This is a genomic window from Pseudomonas sp. N-137, from assembly GCF_034555295.1.
In the GTDB taxonomy this organism is placed as follows: Bacteria; Pseudomonadota; Gammaproteobacteria; order Pseudomonadales; family Pseudomonadaceae; genus Aquipseudomonas; species Aquipseudomonas rhizophila.
This window is the reverse complement of the sequence record NZ_JAXUDQ010000018.1, coordinates 1-20,884: the sequence shown is the minus strand read 5'-3', so window position 1 is coordinate 20,884 and position 20,884 is coordinate 1. Positions and strand designations below refer to the sequence as shown.

The window sequence follows — 20,884 nt, the reverse complement described above, 5'->3', positions numbered from 1 at the left end:
GTCCGCCCGCGCTGTGACATGAATGCTGCAACCGGAATGCACCCCCACTCCCTGCATAAGAAGCCTGTCGATGAATCTGAAGTTCAGCCATAAAATCCTTCTGGCCGCCTCTGGTGTGGTCGTTCTGGCTTTTGCCCTGTTCACGCTCTACAACGACTACCTGCAACGAAAAACCATTGGCAGCAGTCTCGAATCCTCCATCCAGCAGTCCGGCGACCTGACGGCCAGCAGCGTCCAGAACTGGATGAGCGGCCGGGTGCTGGTGCTGGAAAACCTGGCGCAGAATATTGCGCACCAGGGCGCGGGTGCCGATCTGCCGGGGCTGGTGGATCAGCCGGCGCTGACGTCGAATTTCCAGTTCACTTACGTGGGTCAGGCCAACGGCGTCTTCACCCAGCGCCCTGACGCAAAAATGCCCGACGGCTACGACCCGCGCCAGCGCCCCTGGTACAAACAGGCAGTCACCATCGATCAAACCATGCTGACCCCGCCCTACCTGGCTGCGGTCGGCGGCCTGGTGGTGACCATCGCCCTGCCGGTGAAGCACAACGGTGAGCTGCTCGGTGTGGTGGGGGGCGACCTGAGCCTGGAAACCCTGGTGAAAATCATCAACTCCGTGGATTTCGGCGGCATCGGCCATGGGTTTCTGGTCAGCGGCGACGGTCAGGTCATCGTCAGCCCGGACAAGGACCAGGTGATGAAGAACCTCAAGGACATCTACCCCGGTACGCCAGTGCGCATCGAGAAAGGTATCCAGGAGGTTGAGCTCAATGGGCAGGATCGCATTCTTTCGTTTACCCCCGTCGCAGGCCTGCCGAATACCCAGTGGTACATCGGTCTATCGATCGACAAAGACAAGGCCTACGCACCGCTGAGCCATTTCCGTACCTCGGCGCTGATTGCGATGTTTGTGGCGGTGGCGGCCATTGCGTTGCTGCTGAGCCTGTTGATCCAGGTGTTGATGCGTCCATTGACCACCATGGGGCGCGCCATGCGGGACATCGCCCAAGGTGAAGGCGACCTGACCCGGCGTCTGGTGGTCCAGGGCAAGGATGAGTTCGGTGAGCTGGGCAGCTCGTTCAACCAATTCGTGGAGCGGATTCACGCGTCGATCTCGGAAGTGTCTTCCGCCACTCGGCAAGTGCATGACCTGTCGCAGCGGGTGATGACTTCGTCCAATGCCTCGCTCATTGGCTCCGACGAACAGAGCGCCCGCACCAACAGCGTGGCAGCGGCCATCAATCAGTTGGGCGCCGCGACCCAGGAAATCGCCCGCAATGCCGCCGACGCCTCGCAACAGGCCAGCGGTGCCAGCGAACAAGCCGATGACGGACGCCAGGTGGTGGAAAAAACCATCCAGGCCATGACCGAGCTGTCACAGAAGATCAGCCTCTCGTGCACCCAGATCGAAACCCTGAACGCCAGCACCGACAACATCGGGCACATCCTGGACGTGATCAAGGGCATCTCTCAGCAAACCAACCTGCTGGCGCTGAACGCTGCCATTGAAGCGGCCCGTGCCGGTGAAGCCGGGCGTGGGTTTGCGGTGGTGGCCGATGAAGTGCGCAACCTGGCGCACCGCACCCAGGAGTCGGCGGAAGAAATCCACAAGATGATCACCTCGCTCCAGGTCGGTTCCCGTGAAGCGGTGACGACGATGAACGCCAGCCAGCTTTCCAGCGAAGAAAGTGTGGAAGTGGCCAACCAGGCGGGTCTGCGGCTGGTCAGCGTGACGCAGCGCATCGGTGAAATCGACGGCATGAACCAGTCGGTGGCCGCGGCCACCGAAGAACAGACCGCCGTGGTGGAAACCCTCAACATGGATGTCAGCCACATCAACCTGCTGAACCAGCAAAGCGTCGCCAACCTCAATGAAACCCTGAAGGATTGCGATGCCCTGTCGCAACAGGCCAATCGGCTGAAGCAGTTGGTGGACAGCTTCAAGATCTGATCTCAGCCGACCTCACCGCCAACCGTGCCGCCGCCATCGCGAGCAGGCTCGCTCCCACAGGGGATTGGCGGTGTGACTGGATCTTGCGGCCAACCGAAATCAGTGTGGGAGCGAGCCTGCTCGCGATGGCGACAGCACAGCCAACATCATCGCCAGCTGACCCGCCGCTTTCGCGAGCAAGCCCGCTCCCACAGGGGATTGGCGGTGTGACTGGATCTTGCGGCCAACCGAAATCAGTGTGGGAGCGAGCCTGCTCGCGAAGACGGCGGCACAGCCAACATCATCAGCCAGCTGACCCACCCCTTTCGCGAGCAAGCTCGCTCCCACAGGGGATTGGCGGTGTGACTGGATCTTGCGCCCACCCCGGAACCAAAACTGTGGGAGCGAGCTTGCTCGCGATGGCGACAGCACAGCCAACATCATCGCCAGCTGACCCACCGCTTTCGCGAGCAAGCCCGCTCCCACAGGGAATCGGCGGTGGGACTGGATCTTGCTGCCAATCGAAATCAGTGTGGGAGCGAGCCTGCTCGCGATGGCGACAGCACAGCCAACATCATCGCCAGCTGACCCGCCGCTTTCGCGAGCAAGCTCGCTCCCACAGGGGATTGGCGGTGTGACTGGATCTTGCGGCCAATCGAAATCAGTGTGGGAGCGAGCCTGCTCGCGATGGCGACAGCACAGCCAACATCATCGCCAGCTGACCCGCCGCTTTCGCGAGCAAGCTCGCTCCCACAGAGAATCGGCGGTGGGACTGGATCTTGCTGCCAATCGAAATCAGTGTGGGAGCGAGCCTGCTCGCGATGGCGACAGCACAGCCAATATCATCGCCAGCTGACCCACCGCTTTCGCGAGCAGGCTCGCTCCCACAAGGTTTACTTGAACATCACTTGCACATTCCCCATCGCCTCATCGGCAAACCCTTGCAGGAAATCTCGGAAGCCGGACGGGGTATGGGCATCGGTGTGGTCGGCGATGATGGTCCAGGTGGCGCGGCAGCGGTTTTCCGCCAGGGGCTCGACGCGCATTGCCGCCCACAGGTTATCGATGCCCAGGGTGTTGTAGATCAGCGTCCAGGTCATGTGCATGGCCTGGTCATCATGGCTGTTGAGCTGTTCCACCACCAGGTTCTGCCCGTCGCGGAAAAACTTCTTGCGCAGGGACCTCACGCCCTCGCCGGTCATTTCGATGTGCTCAAGTGCCGGGATGAATCGATCGAACCTTGCAAAATTGCCCACCACTGCCCAGACGCTCGCCGCGTTGGCGGGTACTTCCACTGAAGTTTCGACCTCGCAGGCGTGGGGGTTCTTGATCAAGGTGTCGGGTTGAAGTGCATTCATGGTCTTGCTCCTTTTTTTACAGTTGAGGGGTGCTTCAGATGAAATCGATGGCCTTGAGGTAATCAGCGCCGCGGCGCAGCAAGGCCGGGGATTTTTCCGGGTAGCGGGCACCCATCTGCCGTACACCGGCCCGGGCGTTGGCGTGGTTGATCAACGAGATGTCGCCGATGTCTTCCTCGAAACCGTTGAGGTAGAAACCCAGTACGCCGAACAGCGCATTGTCAGCATCGACTCGGCCCAGTTGCCGTTGCCAGTCGGCGACGCTGACCAGGGAAAATTCCCGGCCGCTGTCACGAAACGACGCCACATAAGCGTCCCAGCTCAAGGGCTCGGGGTTGTGCAGGTTGAACACCGCCTGCGTCGGCTGATAACGACTGGCGTGGAAGGCGATGAAGCGCGCCAGGAAGTCCACCGGCATCAGGTCGAAGTTGAGGGACAGATCCGGCACCTGACCGAGCTGGATCGAGCCCTTGAGCATCAACATCAACCGGTTCTTGTGGGGCTGGCAGACCCCGGTCAGGCTGTTGAAACTGATGTTGCCGGGGCGAAACAGATTGACCCACACCCCGCGATCCCGAGCGCGCTGCAGGATCCGTTCGCCGACCCATTTGGACAGGTTGTAGCCGTTCTTGATGTAGATCGGCGGCGTCTCTGCGGCGGGCTGCTCCAGGACCTGGCCGTCGGCATCCAGCGCACTGGACGCCGACAGCGTAGAGACGAAGTTGAAGATCTTCTTGCTGCGCCCTTCACACAGGCGCAGGCATTCGAAGATCGGCTCCACGTTGTCCCGCGCCAAAGACTCGTAGTCGAGCACATGATTGACGTGGGCGGCGTTGTGCACCAACGCGCCGAAGGTGCGGTCGATGCGGGCATAGACGTCGTCTGGCAAACCCAATTGCGGTTGGGTGATGTCGGCGGCGTAGACACTGACGCGGCTCAGGTCCAGGTGGTTCAGCCGATTGTCCCGCAGGGCCTGGGCAAAGCGTTCGGCCGCGCTTTGTCCACCGGACTCGCGCACCAGGCACGCGACTTCGGTGGCGCCCCAGGCCAGCAAGGCCTCGACGATGTGTACCCCAAGAAAACTGTTGGCGCCGGTCACCACCACCTTGTGCACATCACCACACCGGCTGACAGGCAGGGGATCGAGGTTGAGTTCCGCTTGCGCATCGATCAAGGCCTGGGGGCTGAGGGTCGATGTGCTGTTTTGCGCAGGATCGTCCAGTAACTTCGCCAGCGTGATCAGCGTAGGTGCTTCGATGAAGCGATTGATCGACAGGCTGCGCCCGAAGGCTTCGCGGACCCCCAGCAACAGTTGTGACAGCAGGATCGAATGGCCACCGAGATTGAAGAAGCTTTCATCGGTGGCGATGTCGTCGACCGGCAGCTCCAGCAACTCGGCCCACAGTTGCCGCAGCTGCGTTTCCAGAACGTTCTGCGGCTGGCGCCGATGGCTGCCGACCTGCACTTGCACCGCCGTGGCGAGCAAGGCCCGGCGATCGACTTTGCCATTACTGGTGTAGGGCAGGCTGGGCAATTGCACGTAGGCCGCCGGGTGCATGTAGCTGGGCAGCGCGTTTTGTACATGCTCGCGCAAAGCCTGAAGGGCAGCGCCGGCCCGGTCTTCCCGAGGGTGAACCAGAAACGCCAGGATCCGCCGTCGGTCATCGACCCCCACCGCTACTTGGCGAAACAACTGGCTGTCGCGCAGGCAATGCTCGATTTCCTCGGGTTCGACCCGGAAGCCACGGATCTTCACCTGGTTATCGCGCCGACCACACAGTTCGATGCCGTGGTCGGTCCATTGGGCGATATCGCCTGTGCGATATACCCGCAGCGTTGGCCCGTCGGGCAGCGTCAGGTTGAGGTAGCGGCTCGCGGTCAACGTCGGGTCGTTCAGATAGCCGAGGCCGACCCCAGGCCCGGCGATGTACAGCTCGCCCGGTGTGCCTTGGGGCACCGGTTGCAGCTGCTCATCCAGAATCAGCACCCGGCCATTGGCGATGGGCACACCGAGGTTGCGGTTGTTGTCACCGACACCGAATTGCCGGGTGGTGACCAGCACCGTGGTTTCGGTGGGGCCGTAGATGTTGTGGAAACTGCACTGCGGTGCGAGCTGCTCGATCACGAACGGCTCACAGACATCGCCGCCGGTAATCAGGTGTTCCAGCCCCAACGGTGCATCCAGCGGCATCACGCTCAGCAGCGCGGGCGGCAGGAAAGCATGAGTGACACGCTGTTGCTGAATCAGCGCCACCAGTTGCTGCGGGTCGCGACGCTGGTCTTCGCTGGGCACCACCAGCGTCGCACCCTGGATGAAGGTCGGCAGGATATCCAGCAGCGATGCGTCAAAGTTGATGGTGGAGAACTGCAATGCCCGGCTGTCACGCTGTAAGCGGACATAGTCGCTATACCAGGCGCAGAAATGGCTGAGGTTGCGATGACTGAGCAGCACGCCTTTGGGTTGGCCGGTGGTGCCGGACGTGTAGATCGCCACGGCCGGTTCGTCGCTGTCCACCACGCGGCGGATCAGCGAGGCCGGGATGCCGGGTTTGGGTGAAGGCAGCTTGCGTACATCCAGCGTCGGCAGCGACAGCTCGCCCAGGTCGCTGTCACCGTCGTGCAGCAGTAAGTCGGCGTTGGCGTTCTCCAGGATAAAGCGCCGTCGTTGCGCGGGGTGCTGCGGGTCCAGCGGCAGGTACACCGCCCCGCAACCCAGTACCGCCAGGATAGCTGCGTACAACTGTGCGGACTTGGGCAGGCAGACACCAATCACTCCAGGTTTTGCCCCGGCCAGTTGCTTGAGCATCGGCTCCTGCAAGCGCAACGCCAGACTGCGCAAGGACTTGTAGTCGACAAGCTGACCGTCCACCCACAGGGCCGCTTGCGTACCGTCATTGAGCATGCGCTGCTCGATGTCATGCATGACCGGCACTTCGGCTGCAGCCAGCAGCCAAGGCACCGCGGGCCGATTGAGGTGGTGTTCGAAGGCCAGTGGCTCCAACACATCCAGTCCCTGCAACGATTCATCGCAGGCGTCGGTCTGCACCGTCGGCCAGTGATCGAAGCAGGCTTCGTCCCGGGAAAGCTGGCTGACCAGTCGCGCACCGTGCTCGACCACCGCCGCCAAGGCGCGCAGTCGCAAAGACTGGCCGTTGCCGCAGCCTTGCGGGGCGATCACTTCCTGGGACAACGGCCGATGCGCGCTGTCGCGGAAAACCACCACCGGCTGTGGCAATGCCTGGCCGGGAAAAGCCTGGAGCGCCACACGCACCTGAAGGTTTGAGCGGGCGTCTAGGGTGCAGGGCAGCGTCCCGTCATCAATCAACAGGTCTACCGCTGTGTGGTGGTTCGCTGATTCAAGATGCACAACACCGTGGCCGTGCAGTTCGAGCTCCTGGGCCAGGTCGGTCATGGCCTGGCTTGTGCCAGACACGGCAATTTCGAGGCGTCTCATGGGCGGATCCTCATGGGGTCAGGTAGTCGGCCAGGGCGTCACGCACGCAGGGGGACGCCAGCATCGAGCTGCTGCGAAAAAAGCGCGTGATATTGCCCACCAACGGGTGAAAACGATTGATGGGATACGCCAGCGCACTGGCCTCTTCGCGCAGTGACTGGCGCACCGATTCGTCGACGGGCAGGTGTGCGATCAGCTGAAAATCGAACGCCTGTTGCAGATCGCTCGCCAGGTACTGGCTGATGAAGCCGGGCATCAGTCGCGCAATCGCATCGCGGTCAGCTTCGGGCGCGCTGCGCCAGTAGATTTGCACCAGGCGCGTCCAGAATCCGGAGTGCCGTCCCTCATCCAGCAAGTGGTCGGCCATCAGGCCCTTGATCGACGCCTTGACCGAATCATCCCGGGCGAATGCCGCCACCTCGTTGGTCACGGTGTTCTCGGCAATGGCGATGCAGATCAACTCCACGGCGCTGAGCAAATGCTCCGGTGCCTGGGCCAGCGTCGCCGGGATGGCGCGGCTGAGCTCGATCTGATCGGGCAACGGGATCGGCGCGATGCCGGTCATGTCGATGGTCTGCTGCATGAAGTCCATCGCCACCAGTGCGTGATAATCCTCGTCCACTACCACGGTCATTGCGTCGTAGCGGCAGGCGAACGGGAACTCGATGCCGAAGCTGTTCTTGGCAATGCGCCGGGCGGTGTGGTCCACCAGCTCGGTCTCGAAGATCACCACATCGTTGATGAACTTGTAGAGGCTCTGGACCAGCACAAAATCGCGCAGTTGCGGGCAGTGGCTGAGGAAGGTCTGGCTGTGCACCAGGGGCTGACGGCTCATGGGGAAGATCAACTTGTCGTCGTCTTCGACCCGGCGCCGTGGCCGGGTGCGGATCGTGGCGCGGCTTTCCCAGGCGTCGGCGAAGGATTGGTATTCGACGGCGTTCATGGCGCCACCTGCGCCAGCGGTTGGGCCATGCTCTGGCGTAACCCGTCCCACAGCGCGGTGCGGCTTTGGACGGCGGCGAGTGCAGCGGCCAGCACCTCGGTTTCGCGCTGCGGGTCGCCATCGATCAGCCGGGCCAAGAGTTTTTCCGCTGCCGGGCCGTGGTCCTCGGAATCCACTTCGATGTGCCGCTGCAGGTAGTAACGAAACGTCGGCGCCTGATCCAAACCGATGCCCCAGGCGTCCAGCATGCGCTGGAACATCTGCGGGATGACGCTCTCGCGACCATGCACGAAGGCGGCGGCCACGCTGTGGGCCGGTGCGTGCAGCGCCGTTTGCAGTGTCTGGCGGACGAACCGGGCCGCCGCCGGCTCCACTTCGACGCTCTCCAAGGCTGTTTCGGGACTGACGCCTTCCTGTTGCAAGGTGATGAACTGCTCAATGGCGCGAGTATCGGCGCCAACCTCGCGCATGGCGTCCAGGTACAGTTCGAAATGGCTGCAATAGCCGGCTCCGGGGCGGTCATCCGACTCCTCGCCCAGGACGATTTCGTTGATCAAACGTGCAGCGTGTGGGTCGGCCGGCGGTAACCAGGGCAAGTGGACACAGGTCAGCTCCCGTTGCAGCCGTTTGGTCAGTGACATGAAATCCCACACGGCAAAAACATGGCTTTGCATAAAACGGCGCAGCAGATCGATTGATGTTATTTCAGAAAAAACCGGGTGTTGGCCAAGGGCGTGTTTTTTCAGAGATAGTTGTTCTTTGGTTGGCTGCATCGGAACGTCCTCATCAATGTTGTTTGTTCGGAAAAGTCACCCGGGCTTTAATAAAAGCGAGCGGGTGCCTGAACCGGAGTCCATAAGTTTCGAAAGTATTGAAGTGCTCGTCTTAACTACGCATTCATGGCGTGCGGGCAAGGTTTTTCGGACCTAAGCCATAAATGTAAGCGGTCGATAACAACTCGACGGATAAAAAGCTAATACACCGAACAAGTAAGCGGCAAGTGTTTTTTTAATTATTTAAATGGGGTTATTTATTGGGCGCGAAGAGGGGTATTAAAACTTTTAATATAAGTTTTATTCAGGCGAAGCCGCTCCTTCCGATAGAGAAGTATCAGAATCGAAGAAGTTGAGTGAATGCCTCACTCGGAGCACTTCAGGGGACAGGGAAATAAGAAGTTGTTGTTTTATGGGGGGGACATCGGACGGACTTCCGATCATCCCGCCGGTTGGGCGGTGCTCCTTGCGTGTTGGCTTCGATTCGCCTGGCTGCGGCCAGGCGCTGACTTCTTCAGGTCTGTTTTTTAATCGACAAACGCAAGAGTGGGCCCAAATCGATGGCAGTGCCATTGAACTGATGGGGGCGACAGGGCGCGGCTACGCTGCGGCCTCGTCGGGCGGGCGAGAAACCGTGTAGGAGGGATGTGTAAGAAAGTGATGCGCCCCTCGGGGCGCGGGGGGCAGGTCAACGGCTTGGTTGTTGTTCCAGATAGCGACGGATGGTGACGCAGGCTTTTTCCAGATGCAGCTCCAGCAGGGCAACCGCTCTGTCGATGTCCTGCGCCGTAGCGGCCTCCAGCAGCGCGCGATGATCGTCCTGGGTCAGTTTGCCCAAGCCCATGGACGACAGATGGAAGCGCAAGAAGCGTTCTTCCTCATTGAGCTCGCGCTCGATCAGGTCCAGCAGTTTGCTGTTGGGTGCCTTGTGATAAAGCGACATGTGAAACAGCCGGTTGAGCCTGCCGATTTCAGCGTGGTCGGTCTGGGCTTCCAGTTGCTCGATGTAATGGGCGGCCATGGCCAGGTCCTCGGCATCGAGGAGGGGAATGGACAAGCGCAATGCGAAAGATTCAAGGACCGAACGCAGGGCGTACGTTTCGATCGCATTGTTGGTGATCAACGGGGCTACCACGGCGCCTTTGTGCTGAACCACATTGAGCAGTGATTGCGCCTCGAGCTGGCGCAAGGCCTCGCGTACCGGCATGCGGCTGACGCCGAACAGGTCGGCCAGTTCCTGCTGGCGCAGGGCGGTGCCGCAGGGCAGGCGCCCGTCGAGTATGGCCTCGCGCAGGGATTCTTCGATGATTGAGCGGGCCTGGGCAGCGGGAACGGGCCCGTTGACCTGGATAGTGCTTAGCGGTTTGGGCTTCTGTGTCACGACAACGCACCCTGACTGGTAGTAACAAAAATTGGATCCAAGCCAACAGTAGTTACAGATTGCCAAGCCGTCAAAACCTCGCGGCCCCGGTTCCTGAACTAAAGTTTAGTCTGCTCGTGGTGATCGCACCTTGCCATTGTCTTTTGCCGGGCCAGGCTTCACCATCCAACGCATTTCCCACGGCCCTTTTTGGACGTATTTCCCTTGGCTGCACCTTTCCCTGTTCCCAGGTCCTTGCGCTGGCTGTGTTCGGCATTGTTGCTGGCCGGCCTCATGCTGGGCGGCCTGCAGGCTGACTGGGACTTTGCGCAGATCAGCCGGCGGGCGCAAGCGTTATATGGGCCGTTGGGCGAAGGGCAGCAACGGATCGATGCCTGGCAGCAATTGTTGGCGACCCAGAAGCAGACGCCGGAGCTTGAGCAGCTCAAGGTGGTGAACCTGTTTTTCAACAAACGGGTGCGCTACGTCGAAGACATCGACTTGTGGCGTCAGGTCGATTACTGGGAGACCCCGATCCAGGCCTTGTGGAAAGGGGCCGGGGATTGCGAGGACTACGCCATTGCCAAGTACTTCAGCCTGCGTCGTCTGGGGGTGTCCAGTGACAAGCTGCGCATCACTTACGTCAAGGCGTTGCGGCAGAACCGTGCGCACATGGTGCTCACTTACTACGCAACCCCCGATGCCATGCCGCTGGTACTCGACAGCCTGATCGACGGCATCCTGCCGGCCAGCCAGCGGACCGATCTGTTGCCGGTCTACTCTTTCAATGCCGAGGGATTGTGGCTGCCAGGCGCCAAGGGCAACAAGAAAGTGGGTGACACCAAGCGCCTGTCCCGGTGGCAGGATGTGTTGAAAAAAATGCAGGCCGAAGGTTTTCCGGTCGAGACGACTAACTAGGAGCGCGCGCTCAGATGTCCTTGTTCAAACAGCTGTTGATCGCTATCTGTCTGTTCCTGGTGGTTGCCTTCAGCGGCAGCTTCATGGTCAGTCTGGAAAGCTCGCGGGCCCAGTACGTCAACCAGTTGCGCTCCCACGCCCAGGACGCGGCCACGGCGCTGGCGCTGTCCCTGACGCCGAACATCGACGACCCGGCGATGGTGGAGCTGATGGTCAGCTCGATTTTCGACAGTGGCTATTACGCAACCATCCGTGTGGTCGATGTCGCCACCGATCAAACCCTCGTCGAGCGCACCGGCACGCCCGACGCCGGCAACGTGCCGCAATGGTTCATCAAGCTCATCGGCCTGGAGCCGGCCGGTGGCGATGCGATTGTTAGCCGTGGCTGGGAACAGGCGGCGCGGGTCGAAGTGGTCAGCCACCCGATGTTCGCCCTCGCCAAGCTGTGGCAGAGCGCATTGGGCAGTCTGGGCTGGCTGCTGCTGTGCGGCGCGGTGAGCGCGGTGCTGGGGGCCTTGCTGCTGCGTCGTCAGCTCAAGCCGCTGGATTACATGGTGCACCAGTCCCATGCCATCGCCCGTCGCGAGTTCCTGAGCCTGCCGGAGTTGCCGCGTACCCCGGAACTGCGCCGGGTGGTGCAGGCGATGAACCAGATGGTCGAGAAGCTCAAGGCGCTGTTTCAGGAGCAGGCCGAGCGTAGCGAAAAACTGCGGGTCGAGTCTTATCAGGACAATCTCACGGGCCTGGCCAACCGGCGGTATTTCGAAATGCAGCTCCACGCCCGGGTGAGCAACCCCGAGCAGGCCAGTTCCGGTTATCTGCTGTTGCTGCGGGTCAAGGACCTGGCCGGGTTGAACCAGCGGCTGGGCGGGCAGCGCACCGACCAGTTGCTCAAGGCCGTGGGCGAACAATTACAGCGTGAATGCGCCCGCTACCCTGAAACCCACAACATGGTGACGCGCATCCGCGGTGGGGAGTTCGCCGTGCTGGCGCCGGGGCTGGTGCGCGAGGAAGCGCTGCAACTGGCGCAGAACCTCGAAAGCGCCTTGGCCAGCCTGCATGCCACCGGTGCGACCGATGTGGCTTCGGTGGCCTCCATCGGACTGGCTCCATTCGTCCATGGCGACTCGCCGCAAGCCGTGCTCCAGCTCGGCGACCAGGCCCTTGCCCAGGCCGAAAGCCAGGGCGAACCGGGTTGGGCCTGCCTGGACCACAGCGCCTCGGCCAGCGTCGGTGACGATCATCATGCCTGGCACAATCTGCTCGACCAGGCCTTGAGCAATCAGCGCTTCGAGCTGTACTTCCAGCCGGTGGTGGCCGCCCAGGACACCCAGGTGGTGCTGCATTACAAAGTGCTGTCACGGCTGCTGGACGAGCAGGGCCAGACCATCCCCGCCGGGCGTTTTCTGCCATGGCTGGAGCGCTTCGGTTGGACCGCGCGTCTGGATCGTTTGATGCTCGAACAGGTGCTCAAGCAAATGGCCGGGCATGACCAGTCCCTGGCGTTGAACCTGTCTTCGGCGACGTTGGCCGATCCGCAGGCGCTGAACAAGGTCTTTGAGATCCTGCGGGCGCATTCCAACCTTGGGCCGCGCTTGACCCTGGAGATTGGTGAAGAGCAACTGCCGGAGCAAGCGGTGCTGGAGGAGTTGACTCGGCACCTGCGTGAGCTTGGTTTCTCCCTGAGCCTGCAGCGTTTTGGTGGGCGGTTCAGCATGATTGGCAACTTGTCGCGGTTGGGGTTGGCTTATCTGAAGATCGATGGCAGCTATATCCGTGCCATTGATCAGGAGAGTGACAAGCGCCTGTTTATTGAAGCGATCCAGCGTGCTACTCACAGTATTGACTTGCCGTTGATTGCCGAGCGGGTTGAGACGGAGGGGGAGTTGGCGGTGATTCGGGAGATGGGGTTGTTTGGGGTGCAGGGGCAGTTGGTTGGGGAGCCTCGGCGTTGGGGGTGAGACGGCCTTGTATTCTTCTGACTGAGTACATATCCATTGCTGCGGTAACGGCGGCTTATGGTTCCGCCCTTACGGCGTGTCACTTTTGGCAAACGCCCCAAAAGTAACCAAAAGGTCTTGCCCCACCACTCGGCACCTCGCCTAGGCTCGGCATGCCCGAACGCAGGCATTGCTCCGTGGGCCCGCCGCGAAGGGCCATCCATGGCCCAGCGCGGCTATCCCGGCATCCATGCCGGGATGCCCACTACGCAATACCTACGTTCGGCCAGCGTGGTTGACGGGGCCCCAGATCAAAATCAAAAGCGAGGCGGCCTGACAGCCGGCCTGGCTTTGGCGGGTGTACACCAATCAGACTTGTTTGAGCAGAACCTGTGGGAGCAAAGCTTGCTCGCGAGGCGGCCTTATAGCCGGCCTGTCTCTTGCGGCTGTGCATCAATCGGACCTGTTTGAGCAGGCACTTGTGGGAGCAAAGCTTGCTCGCGAGGCGGCCTTATAGCCGACCTGCTCTTGCGGCTGTGCACCATCAGACCAGTTTAAGCAGGATTTGTGGGAGCAAAACTTGTTCGCGATGAGGCCGACACATCCAACATCCAACATCTTCATCAACTGAACCACCGCCATCGCGAGCAAGCTTTGCTCCCACAGGATGAACGCGGTCATCAGAAAACAGGTCGGCTGTCAGGCCGCCTCGCCAAGCTTTTGATCTGGGACGCCCCGTTAACCACGCTGGCCGAACGTAGGTATTGCGTAGTGGGCACCTCGGCATGGATGCCGAGGTAGCCGCGCTGGGCCATGGATGGCCCTTCGCGGCGGCCCACGGAGCAATGCCGGAGTGAGGGCACACCGAGCCTAGGCGAGGTGCCGAGTGGTGGGGCAAAGCGTTTTTGCTTACTTTTGGCGCTCTTCCAAAAGTGAGCCGCTGTAAGAGCGGAACCGCCAGTAGCCGTTACCGCAGAAACGGATATACACCCCCTCTAAAAGTCAGGTCCTAGGAGATTTCCTTCGAGTTGTGGCGAACTTGGTGAACTTGTCCGGCGTCTGCCCCGTGGCTAGTCTGGGTTTGTCACTGAAAAAACGGTGACACCGGCGTGCAAGCCGGTTAGAAAGACGCCCAACAATATCACCAGCCACTTATCGTGCATTCGTGCTCATGTTTTATGGCAGCTGTGTGCGGGAGACCTTCGGGTCTGCCGAGGTTTTTGGGCGTTGTCTTACTCGGTCTTGCACACTCGCACATAGCTGCCACCCTTCATCGCGTGCAAGCGAGCCAGGGCGGCTCTGAATTGAATAGGAAGCCCAAACCATGTTCAAAGCTACGCCTAACCCTCCACAGCCCTCATCCAAATCCCGAGTCGAAACCCTGCAAGCAAAAAAACTCGACGAAGCCGCCGAGCGCGCTCTCGACTACTATCTCAAACCCAAACCCGTCGACGAGGCCCAAGCAGGCCAGCTCTTCATCGTATCCCCGAACATCGACACCGAAACCTTACTGGCCAATGCCTCCGAAGACCTGCTGTCCATCAGCGCCATCGCCGCCGACCTGGCTGATGACGTCGACGGCTCGCGCCGCAGCGTGATCCTGGCGATCAGCCGAATGGCCGACGGGGTGCATTTGTTGGTGGAGCGGGCGATGGATCGGCTTGAGGTTCAAGCGTCGAACTGACAGGCCTGTGGTGGATTGACGATTGCCATCGCGAGCAGGCTCGCTCCCACAAGAGATCTGTTGGCGAATGGAAAACTGTGCCCTGACACAAATCCAATTGTGGGAGCGGGCTTGCTCGCGAAGGCGTCGGCACATCCAACATCATCGCAAACTGACCCACCGCTTTCGCGAGCAAGCCCGCTCCCACATAAGAACTGCGTGACGGCAATATCTGCGACTTGCCCCATCCCCCTGTGGGAGCGAGCCTGCTCGCGATGAGGGCAGCCCCGACACCGATGAACCAGGCTTAGATCAACCCTTTCTCATCATCATCGATCAACCGGCTCAACCCGCCCAAGGCTTCCCGGGCCTGGTTGCGGTCCATCAGCTTGGCCTGGGCCGCGGGGGGCAGGTCGGTGACGCGGATGACGCCTTTGCTGGTCAGCACCTGGATCAAGTCGTCGAGGACCCGGATCATTTCCAAGTCGCTCTGCTTGAGCTGCTTGAGGCTGTTTTCTACCGCCTGGTTGGCGAACCAGTCCTGGATTTCGTGGCTGTCGGCCGGCAGGGTTTCGGTGGCCTCCGCATAAGCGGTGGCTTCCACGCGCACCAGCAGGCCTTGTGCATCGCGTTGCACATAAAACATCGGGCATCCCTCATGTATGAAGCGGCGTCATGCTGGGCAGCATAGGCCAACTGCGCGCGAGTATGGAGGGTGGCGACAAAATCGTCATCCTGGATGCAGCCCGGTACGACCGCCCCTAAGGGCGGCCGTTAAGCCACGGTCAGCTGTTGTTGTGATCGACCTTGATGGTCGGATCACTGCCGGCGATCAACGAGTTCAGGTTGATGTTCGACCAGTTGTTACCTTCCAGCTTGATCGTCACATCAGGGGTGGCCGCTGCGGCGTCGCCCGCGTTGAACTTGCCGGAGGTGCTGACCTGCAGCGACGACACGCCATCGACCGTGCTGATCTTCAGGAAGTTGTCGATGGTGCTGCCGGTTTCGCCCTGCAGCAGATCCCGCAGGTCGATCCGGTCACCCTCGCTGGCCTTGAAGTCCTTGATCACGTCGGTGCCGGTGTCGCCGGACTTCCAGACGAAGGTGTCGCCACCCAGACCACCGATCAGGGTGTCATTGCCCTGGCCGCCGATCAGCGTGTCGTTGCCTTTGCCGCCGAGCAGGATGTCATTGCCCTTGCCGCCGTTGAGCAGGTCGTTGCCGCCCTGGCCGAAGATGATGTCATTACCGGCACCGCCCAGCAGTGTGTCATTGCCATCGTTGGCACCGGACACATCGAAAGCGTTGTAGTGCTCGGTGATGTACTGGTGCACGTTGCTGGTGGTGACTTTGCTGACTTCAACACCGCTCTGCTGGGCCACGAAGGCCTGAATGGACTGATAACCTTCGCCGGCGATGCCATTGAAACTCACCAGGTCGCCGAACAGGATGTCGTTGCCGTCTGCCCCGTTGACTGTGTCAGCGCCCGGCAGGGTCGCTTCGGTGTGTCCGATGATGGAGTCGGCCAGGTTCTTGGGATCGATGTTGGTCTGCGGAGTCTTGTCCGAGTCGTAGTCCTTCAGGTCATCCAGCGTCACGCCTTTGTTCAGGCCGATGGCTTCCACGCCAGATACCGAACTCAACAGCGCGAAAGCGCTCAGGGAGTTGCTGGTGGTGGTCGAGCCGGTGCTGCTGCCGGTGCCGTCGCGGTACGACAACTCATAGGTGCCGTCGCCTTGGGCGCGCAATGTGCCCAATTCCTCACTGCTCCAGTAACCGCCCCAGGATTTTTTCCAGGTGAGCAGGGTGAGATTGCCGGATGCGTCGACCTGAACGCGATGCGTGCTGTCGAGCTCGGCGCTGAACGTCTGGCCCAGCTTGTAGTTGGTCGTGGTGATCAGGCTGTCGAGCTTCACGTCGCCATACAAGGTCGGGTTCGTCTGCTCGCCGGACTGATAGTAGGTCGGCTGGCCGTCGGTGATGAAGTACGTCAGGTTCGTCGCGCCGGTGTTGCTCAGGGCTTCGCTGCTCTTGAACCAGTTGGCCGTGGTCTTGAACACGTCCTCGTAGTTGGTACCGCCGCCGGACACCATCGAATCCAGCACACTTTTGAGCAGCGCGAGTGCGTTCGGATCCTTGAGGTTGACCGATACGGTTTTATTCACCTGGCTGTCGAAGTCTGCCAGGAAAATGTTCACCGTCCCGGAGTTGCCGCCCATGCTCTGCTTGAGGGTGTTGAACACCGACGTCAACGAGTCCTTGGCGGCTGTGACGGACGCTGCGCTCATGCTGCCGGAGCTGTCGACCATGAAGGCGATGTTGTAGTTGACGCCTGGCACGACGGTCAGCCCGCCGATGTCGGCGACCACAATGTCGTTGCCGTCGGTGCCGGTGACGTTGTCACTGCCAGAGGTGGCCGTGGCGGAGTTGTAGACCGCCGGATGAACCGTGACCGGTATCTGCGCCGTGGTGGTTGCCGAGCCGCCGAGGGCTTCGGTGGAAGTCGAGGTTACGGTCAGGTTGAACTGGCCGTTGTAGTAGGTCGGTGGCGTCAGGGTCAGGCTGCCCAGATTCCAGCCGGTGACCGAGGCCTCGCCATTGCTGCCCACGGTCGCCGTGTGGCCGGCACCGTCGCTCAGCACGCTGCCTTCCGGGATCCCGCCGATTTTCACGCTCAGGCTTTCGGAGCCGTCGGTATCGGTCAGCGCCGTGGTGATCTTCGACAGGTTCACACTGCCGCCTTCGGCGCCTTCGTTGAGCTTGAAGCCGTCGTAGTAGCCTTCACCATTGGTGCCGTGCAGGTCCGAAACAGTCACGCCCGCATTCACCAGATCAGCCACGCCGGTGTACAGCGGCACGCCGGCACTGCTCAGGTCGGTCGGGGTGCTGCCGTTGACCGACAGGTTCACGTCATAGCTGCCCGGGCCGGTCTGGTTGTGGTGGTAGATGTCCAGGGTGTAGTAGCCGCTGGTGGTCGGGGTGAACGAGCCATTGAGCTTGCCGCCCGCTCCCCAGGTGATGCCCGCGACATCCTTGCCACCGATGGTCACCAACAGGCTGTCATCGCCGGTACCGCTGAAGGTGTAGGTCTTGCCAGCTTCGAGGAAAATCAGGCCCGAGGTTTTCGATGCGGTGCCCGGATTCACGTTGCTGTCGGACTGCACGTTGTTCACGGTGGTGCTGCTGTTGGGGGTTCCGGCGGCATCGATCACCGACTTCAGCGTACCGGACGGCGCGCCGCTGCCATCGGTGCCCAGGCCCGACAGACCGGTCCAGACTTCCTTGACCAGGCCAGTGGAGGTCACGGCGTTCCCGGCTACGTTGAGGGTCGGTGCGTCAGCGACCGGCGTGATGTCGATCTTCACGGTGCCGGTAGTGCCCAGCGCCTGACCGTCGGTTGGCTGGAACTTGATCTGCGCGTAATCGGATTTCTGATCGCCCACGCCGTTCGCGTTGCCGTTGGCGCCGGACTCATGGGTATCCGGTGTGAAGCGCAGTTTGCCGGCGTCGATGTCGGCCTTGGTGAAGGTCTGGTTGTTGGCCACGTCCTTCCACGTTGCACCGTCCAGGTACTGCAACTTGCCGTCAGCGGGCAGTCCGGTGATTTTTACCCCAAGGCTGGATGCCGAACTGTCCACATCGCTGACACCAAAGGTCGACCAGCCAAGAATCAACGAGGTGTCTTCGGTACCGGTCACCGCGCCGCCGGTTGCGACCGGCGCATCGTTGACCCCGACCACGTTCACGGTGGTGGTGGCCGTGTTGGAGTAGTTTGTGCCGTCGGTCACCGTCACGGTGATGATGCGCGGCACGGTGCTCGGGTCGTCGCTGCTGTTGGTAAAGCTGATGTTCTTGATTTGCTGCATGTAGTCGGCCAGCGTCGCATTGCCCGACAGGGTCAGGGTGACCGTGCCGTTGGTGCTGTTGGCGTTGATGCTGATGCCGTTGACGCTGTTACCCAGGTTCAGCGCATCGCCGGGCTGACGGTTGGTCAGCACGATGGTGGCGCCGGTCAGCATCGTGCTGTCCGGGTCGGTGATTTTCAGGTCGGTGTCGCCGATGGACACGCCCGGACCGGTGGTGCCTTCGGTGAAGGTCACCTGGTAATCGGCGCCGGTCTTGCCGCTGGAGTTGTTGGCATCCAGGTCCAGTACCGGCGGTGCATCGTTGTCGATGATCGAGGTACTGACGCTGCCGTTGGTGCCGCTGACGGCCAGGTTTTCGAAGTTGCCGCCGGTGGCCGAGTCGATCTTGACCACGAAGTTTTCGGTACCTTCGGTGATCTTGTCGTCCAGCGTCGCCACGTTGAAAGTGGCGCTGGTGGCATTGGCCGGAATCTTCACGGTGTAGACGCCGGTGAAGTCCGTACCGTCGGCGGCGGTACCGCTGTAGACGATCTTGAGCGTCACTTCGGTTTGCGCCGGGTTCGTCAGGCTCACGGTGTACGTCGCGGCCTGGCCTTCGGTGACCGAGGTGCTGCCGGTGATGCTGACGATGGTGTTGTCGACGGTGTCGGTCACGTCGGTGACGGCTGGCGTGGTGCTCGGTACCAGGTTTTCGAAGTTACCGCCGGTGGCGTTGTCGATGCTGACTTCGACCTTGCCGGCGTCTTTGTAGACGTCGTCTTTTGGCGCATCGACGGTCACAGTGCCGGTGGTGGCGCCAGCGGCGATGTTGATCACGGCGCCGTTGCTCAGGGTCACGGTGACTGGCGAACCAGCGGCATTGGTCAGGGTTGCGGTGTAGGTGATTTGACCACCTTCGGCAACCGAATCGGTAGCGCTCAGGCTCAGACCGGTGGTGTCCTGTACGTCAGTGACAGTCGTGTCCGCCGGAGTGGCATCGATGTCCAGTTTTTCGTAGTTGCCGCCCTGAGCATCATCAATCTTGACGCTCAGCGAATCACCACCTGACAAAGCATCGTTCTGGGTAACGAAGTTGACCGAGCCGGAGCTGGAGCCGACTGGAATGGTAATGCTCTGACCGTTCGACAGGGTGATCACCAGCGGAGCGCCAGTGACTGGGGCGTTGACCGAAGCGGTGTAAACCACGGTGCCGCCTTCAGCCACGGAGGAAGTCGCGGTCAGGCTGACAGTCGACGTATCGATGGTATCGGTGACATCAGTCACTGCCGGAGTCGTGCTCGGAACGAGGTTCTCGAAGCTACCGCCAGTGGCGTTATCGATGCTGACTTCAACCTTGCCGGCGTCTTTGTAGACGTCGTCTTTTGGCGCATCGACGGTGATGGTGCCAGTTGTGGCGCCGGCGGCGATGTTGATTACGGCGCCGTTGCTCAAGGTCACCGTCACTGGCGAACCAGCGGCGTTGGTCAATGTCGCGGTGTAGGTGATTTGACCGCCTTCGGCAACGGTGTCAGTGGCCGAGAGCGTCAGGCCAGTGGTGTCCTGCACGTCAGTGACATTCGTGTCCGCCGGAGTGGCATCGATGTCCAGCTTTTCATAGTTGCCGCCCTGGGCGTCGTCGATCTTGACGCTCAGGTTGTCGCCGCCAGCGAGGGTGTCGTTCTGGGTAACGAAGTTGACCGAACCGCTGCTGGAGCCAACCGGGATGGTGATGCTCTGGCCGTTGCTCAACGTCACGACCAGCGGAGCGCCGGTGACTGGCGCGTTAACCGAAGCGGTGTAAACGACGGTGCCGCCTTCAGCCACGGAGGAAGTCGCGGTCAGGCTGACAGTCGACGTATCGATGGTGTCAGTGACATCGGTGACGGCTGGAGTGGTGCTTGGCACCAGGTTCTCGAAGTTGCCACCCGTGGCGTTATCGATGCTGACTTCGACCTTGCCGGCGTCTTTGTAGACGTCGTCTTTTGGCGCATCGACAGTGACCGTGCCGGTGGTAGCGCCGGCAGCGATGTTGATTACGGCGCCGTTGCTCAGAGTCACGGTCACTGGCGAGCCAGCGGCGTTGGTCAGGGTTGCGGTGTAGGTGATTTGACCACCTTCGGCAACCGAATCGGTAGCGCTCAGGCTCAGACCGGTGGTGTTCTGTACGTCGGTAACGGTGGTGTCCGCTGGAGTGGCGTCGATGTCCAGTTTTTCGTAGTTGCCGCCCTGGGCATCATCAATCTTGACGCTCAGGTTGTCGCCGCCAGCAAGGGCATCGTTCTGGGTCACGAAGTTGACCGAACCACTGCTGGAGCCAACCGGGATGGTGATGCTTTGGCCGTTGCTCAACGTTACGACCAACGGAGCGCCGGTGACCGGGGCGTTGACCGAAGCGGTGTAAACCACGGTGCCGCCTTCAGCTACGGAGGAAGTCGCGGTCAGGCTGACGGTCGAAGTATCAATGGTGTCGGTGACATCAGTCACTGCCGGAGTCGTGCTCGGAACGAGGTTCTCGAAGCTACCGCCGGTGGCGTTGTCGATGCTGACTTCGACCTTGCCGGCGTCTTTGTAGACGTCGTCTTTTGGCGCATCGACAGTGACCGTGCCGGTGGTGGCGCCAGCGGCGATGTTGATTACCGCGCCGTTGCTCAGTGTCACGGTGACCGGAGTACCAGCGGGGTTGGTCAGGGTTGCCGTGTA

General features: G+C 61.1%; 10 protein-coding genes and 2 pseudogenes. 5 read left to right on the top strand and 7 right to left on the bottom strand.

Annotated features, from left to right (window positions below; translation table 11 throughout):
• Window positions 1-22 precede the first annotated feature (22 nt).
• Window positions 23-1,048: pseudogene (locus T3A99_RS27910) on the top strand (cache domain-containing protein); the annotation flags it as partial.
• 117 nt (window positions 1,049-1,165) lie between these two features.
• Window positions 1,166-1,951: a methyl-accepting chemotaxis protein gene (locus T3A99_RS27905; protein WP_371517439.1), complete on the top strand. Its 786-nt coding sequence runs from the start codon at window positions 1,166-1,168 to the stop codon at window positions 1,949-1,951.
• A gap of 872 nt (window positions 1,952-2,823) precedes the next feature.
• Here T3A99_RS27905 and T3A99_RS14995 read toward each other — a convergent pair.
• The 5 genes from T3A99_RS14995 to T3A99_RS14975 all read right to left on the bottom strand — a co-directional run bounded on the left by T3A99_RS14995 (window position 2,824) and on the right by T3A99_RS14975 (window position 9,839).
• The gene (locus T3A99_RS14995) at window positions 2,824-3,288 is read right to left on the bottom strand and encodes an SRPBCC family protein (RefSeq protein ID WP_322834515.1); all 465 of its coding nucleotides are present in this window, start codon (window positions 3,286-3,288) and stop codon (window positions 2,824-2,826) included.
• 34 nt (window positions 3,289-3,322) lie between these two features.
• Window positions 3,323-6,742, bottom strand: a complete 3,420-nt coding sequence (locus T3A99_RS14990; RefSeq protein WP_322834514.1) for an amino acid adenylation domain-containing protein — start codon at window positions 6,740-6,742, stop codon at window positions 3,323-3,325.
• Between the two features lie 10 nt (window positions 6,743-6,752).
• Window positions 6,753-7,685 carry a diiron oxygenase gene (locus T3A99_RS14985; RefSeq protein WP_076383234.1) on the bottom strand — a complete coding sequence of 311 codons (933 nt, stop codon included), beginning with the start codon at window positions 7,683-7,685 and terminating at the stop codon, window positions 6,753-6,755.
• Window positions 7,682-8,458 (bottom strand): DUF3050 domain-containing protein, encoded by a 777-nt coding sequence (locus T3A99_RS14980; RefSeq protein WP_076383235.1) that lies wholly within the window; start codon window positions 8,456-8,458, stop codon window positions 7,682-7,684. Before T3A99_RS14980 ends, T3A99_RS14985 begins: the two co-directional genes overlap by 4 nt.
• A gap of 688 nt (window positions 8,459-9,146) precedes the next feature.
• The gene (locus T3A99_RS14975) at window positions 9,147-9,839 is read right to left on the bottom strand and encodes a GntR family transcriptional regulator (protein ID WP_076383236.1); all 693 of its coding nucleotides are present in this window, start codon (window positions 9,837-9,839) and stop codon (window positions 9,147-9,149) included.
• Window positions 9,840-10,112: 273 nt separating this feature from the next.
• Between T3A99_RS14975 and lapG the strand changes: the two genes are divergently transcribed.
• The 3 genes from lapG to T3A99_RS14960 all read left to right on the top strand — a co-directional run bounded on the left by lapG (window position 10,113) and on the right by T3A99_RS14960 (window position 14,360).
• Window positions 10,113-10,736: a cysteine protease LapG gene (lapG, locus tag T3A99_RS14970; protein ID WP_370695181.1), complete on the top strand. Its 624-nt coding sequence runs from the start codon at window positions 10,113-10,115 to the stop codon at window positions 10,734-10,736.
• Window positions 10,737-10,750: 14 nt separating this feature from the next.
• Complete coding sequence (lapD, locus tag T3A99_RS14965; RefSeq protein ID WP_107321458.1) at window positions 10,751-12,697, top strand: cyclic di-GMP receptor LapD; 1,947 nt, start codon at window positions 10,751-10,753, stop codon at window positions 12,695-12,697.
• 1,303 nt (window positions 12,698-14,000) lie between these two features.
• Window positions 14,001-14,360 carry a DUF6124 family protein gene (locus tag T3A99_RS14960; RefSeq protein ID WP_274090585.1) on the top strand — a complete coding sequence of 120 codons (360 nt, stop codon included), beginning with the start codon at window positions 14,001-14,003 and terminating at the stop codon, window positions 14,358-14,360.
• A 286-nt stretch (window positions 14,361-14,646) separates the two neighbouring features.
• On the opposite strand, the gene T3A99_RS14955 is transcribed toward T3A99_RS14960, so the two are convergent.
• Together T3A99_RS14955 and T3A99_RS14950 are read right to left on the bottom strand one after the other, a co-directional pair.
• The gene (locus T3A99_RS14955) at window positions 14,647-14,985 is read right to left on the bottom strand and encodes a hypothetical protein (RefSeq protein WP_047230543.1); all 339 of its coding nucleotides are present in this window, start codon (window positions 14,983-14,985) and stop codon (window positions 14,647-14,649) included.
• Window positions 14,986-15,124: 139 nt separating this feature from the next.
• Window positions 15,125-20,884, bottom strand: a pseudogene (locus T3A99_RS14950) (LapA family giant adhesin); the annotation flags it as partial.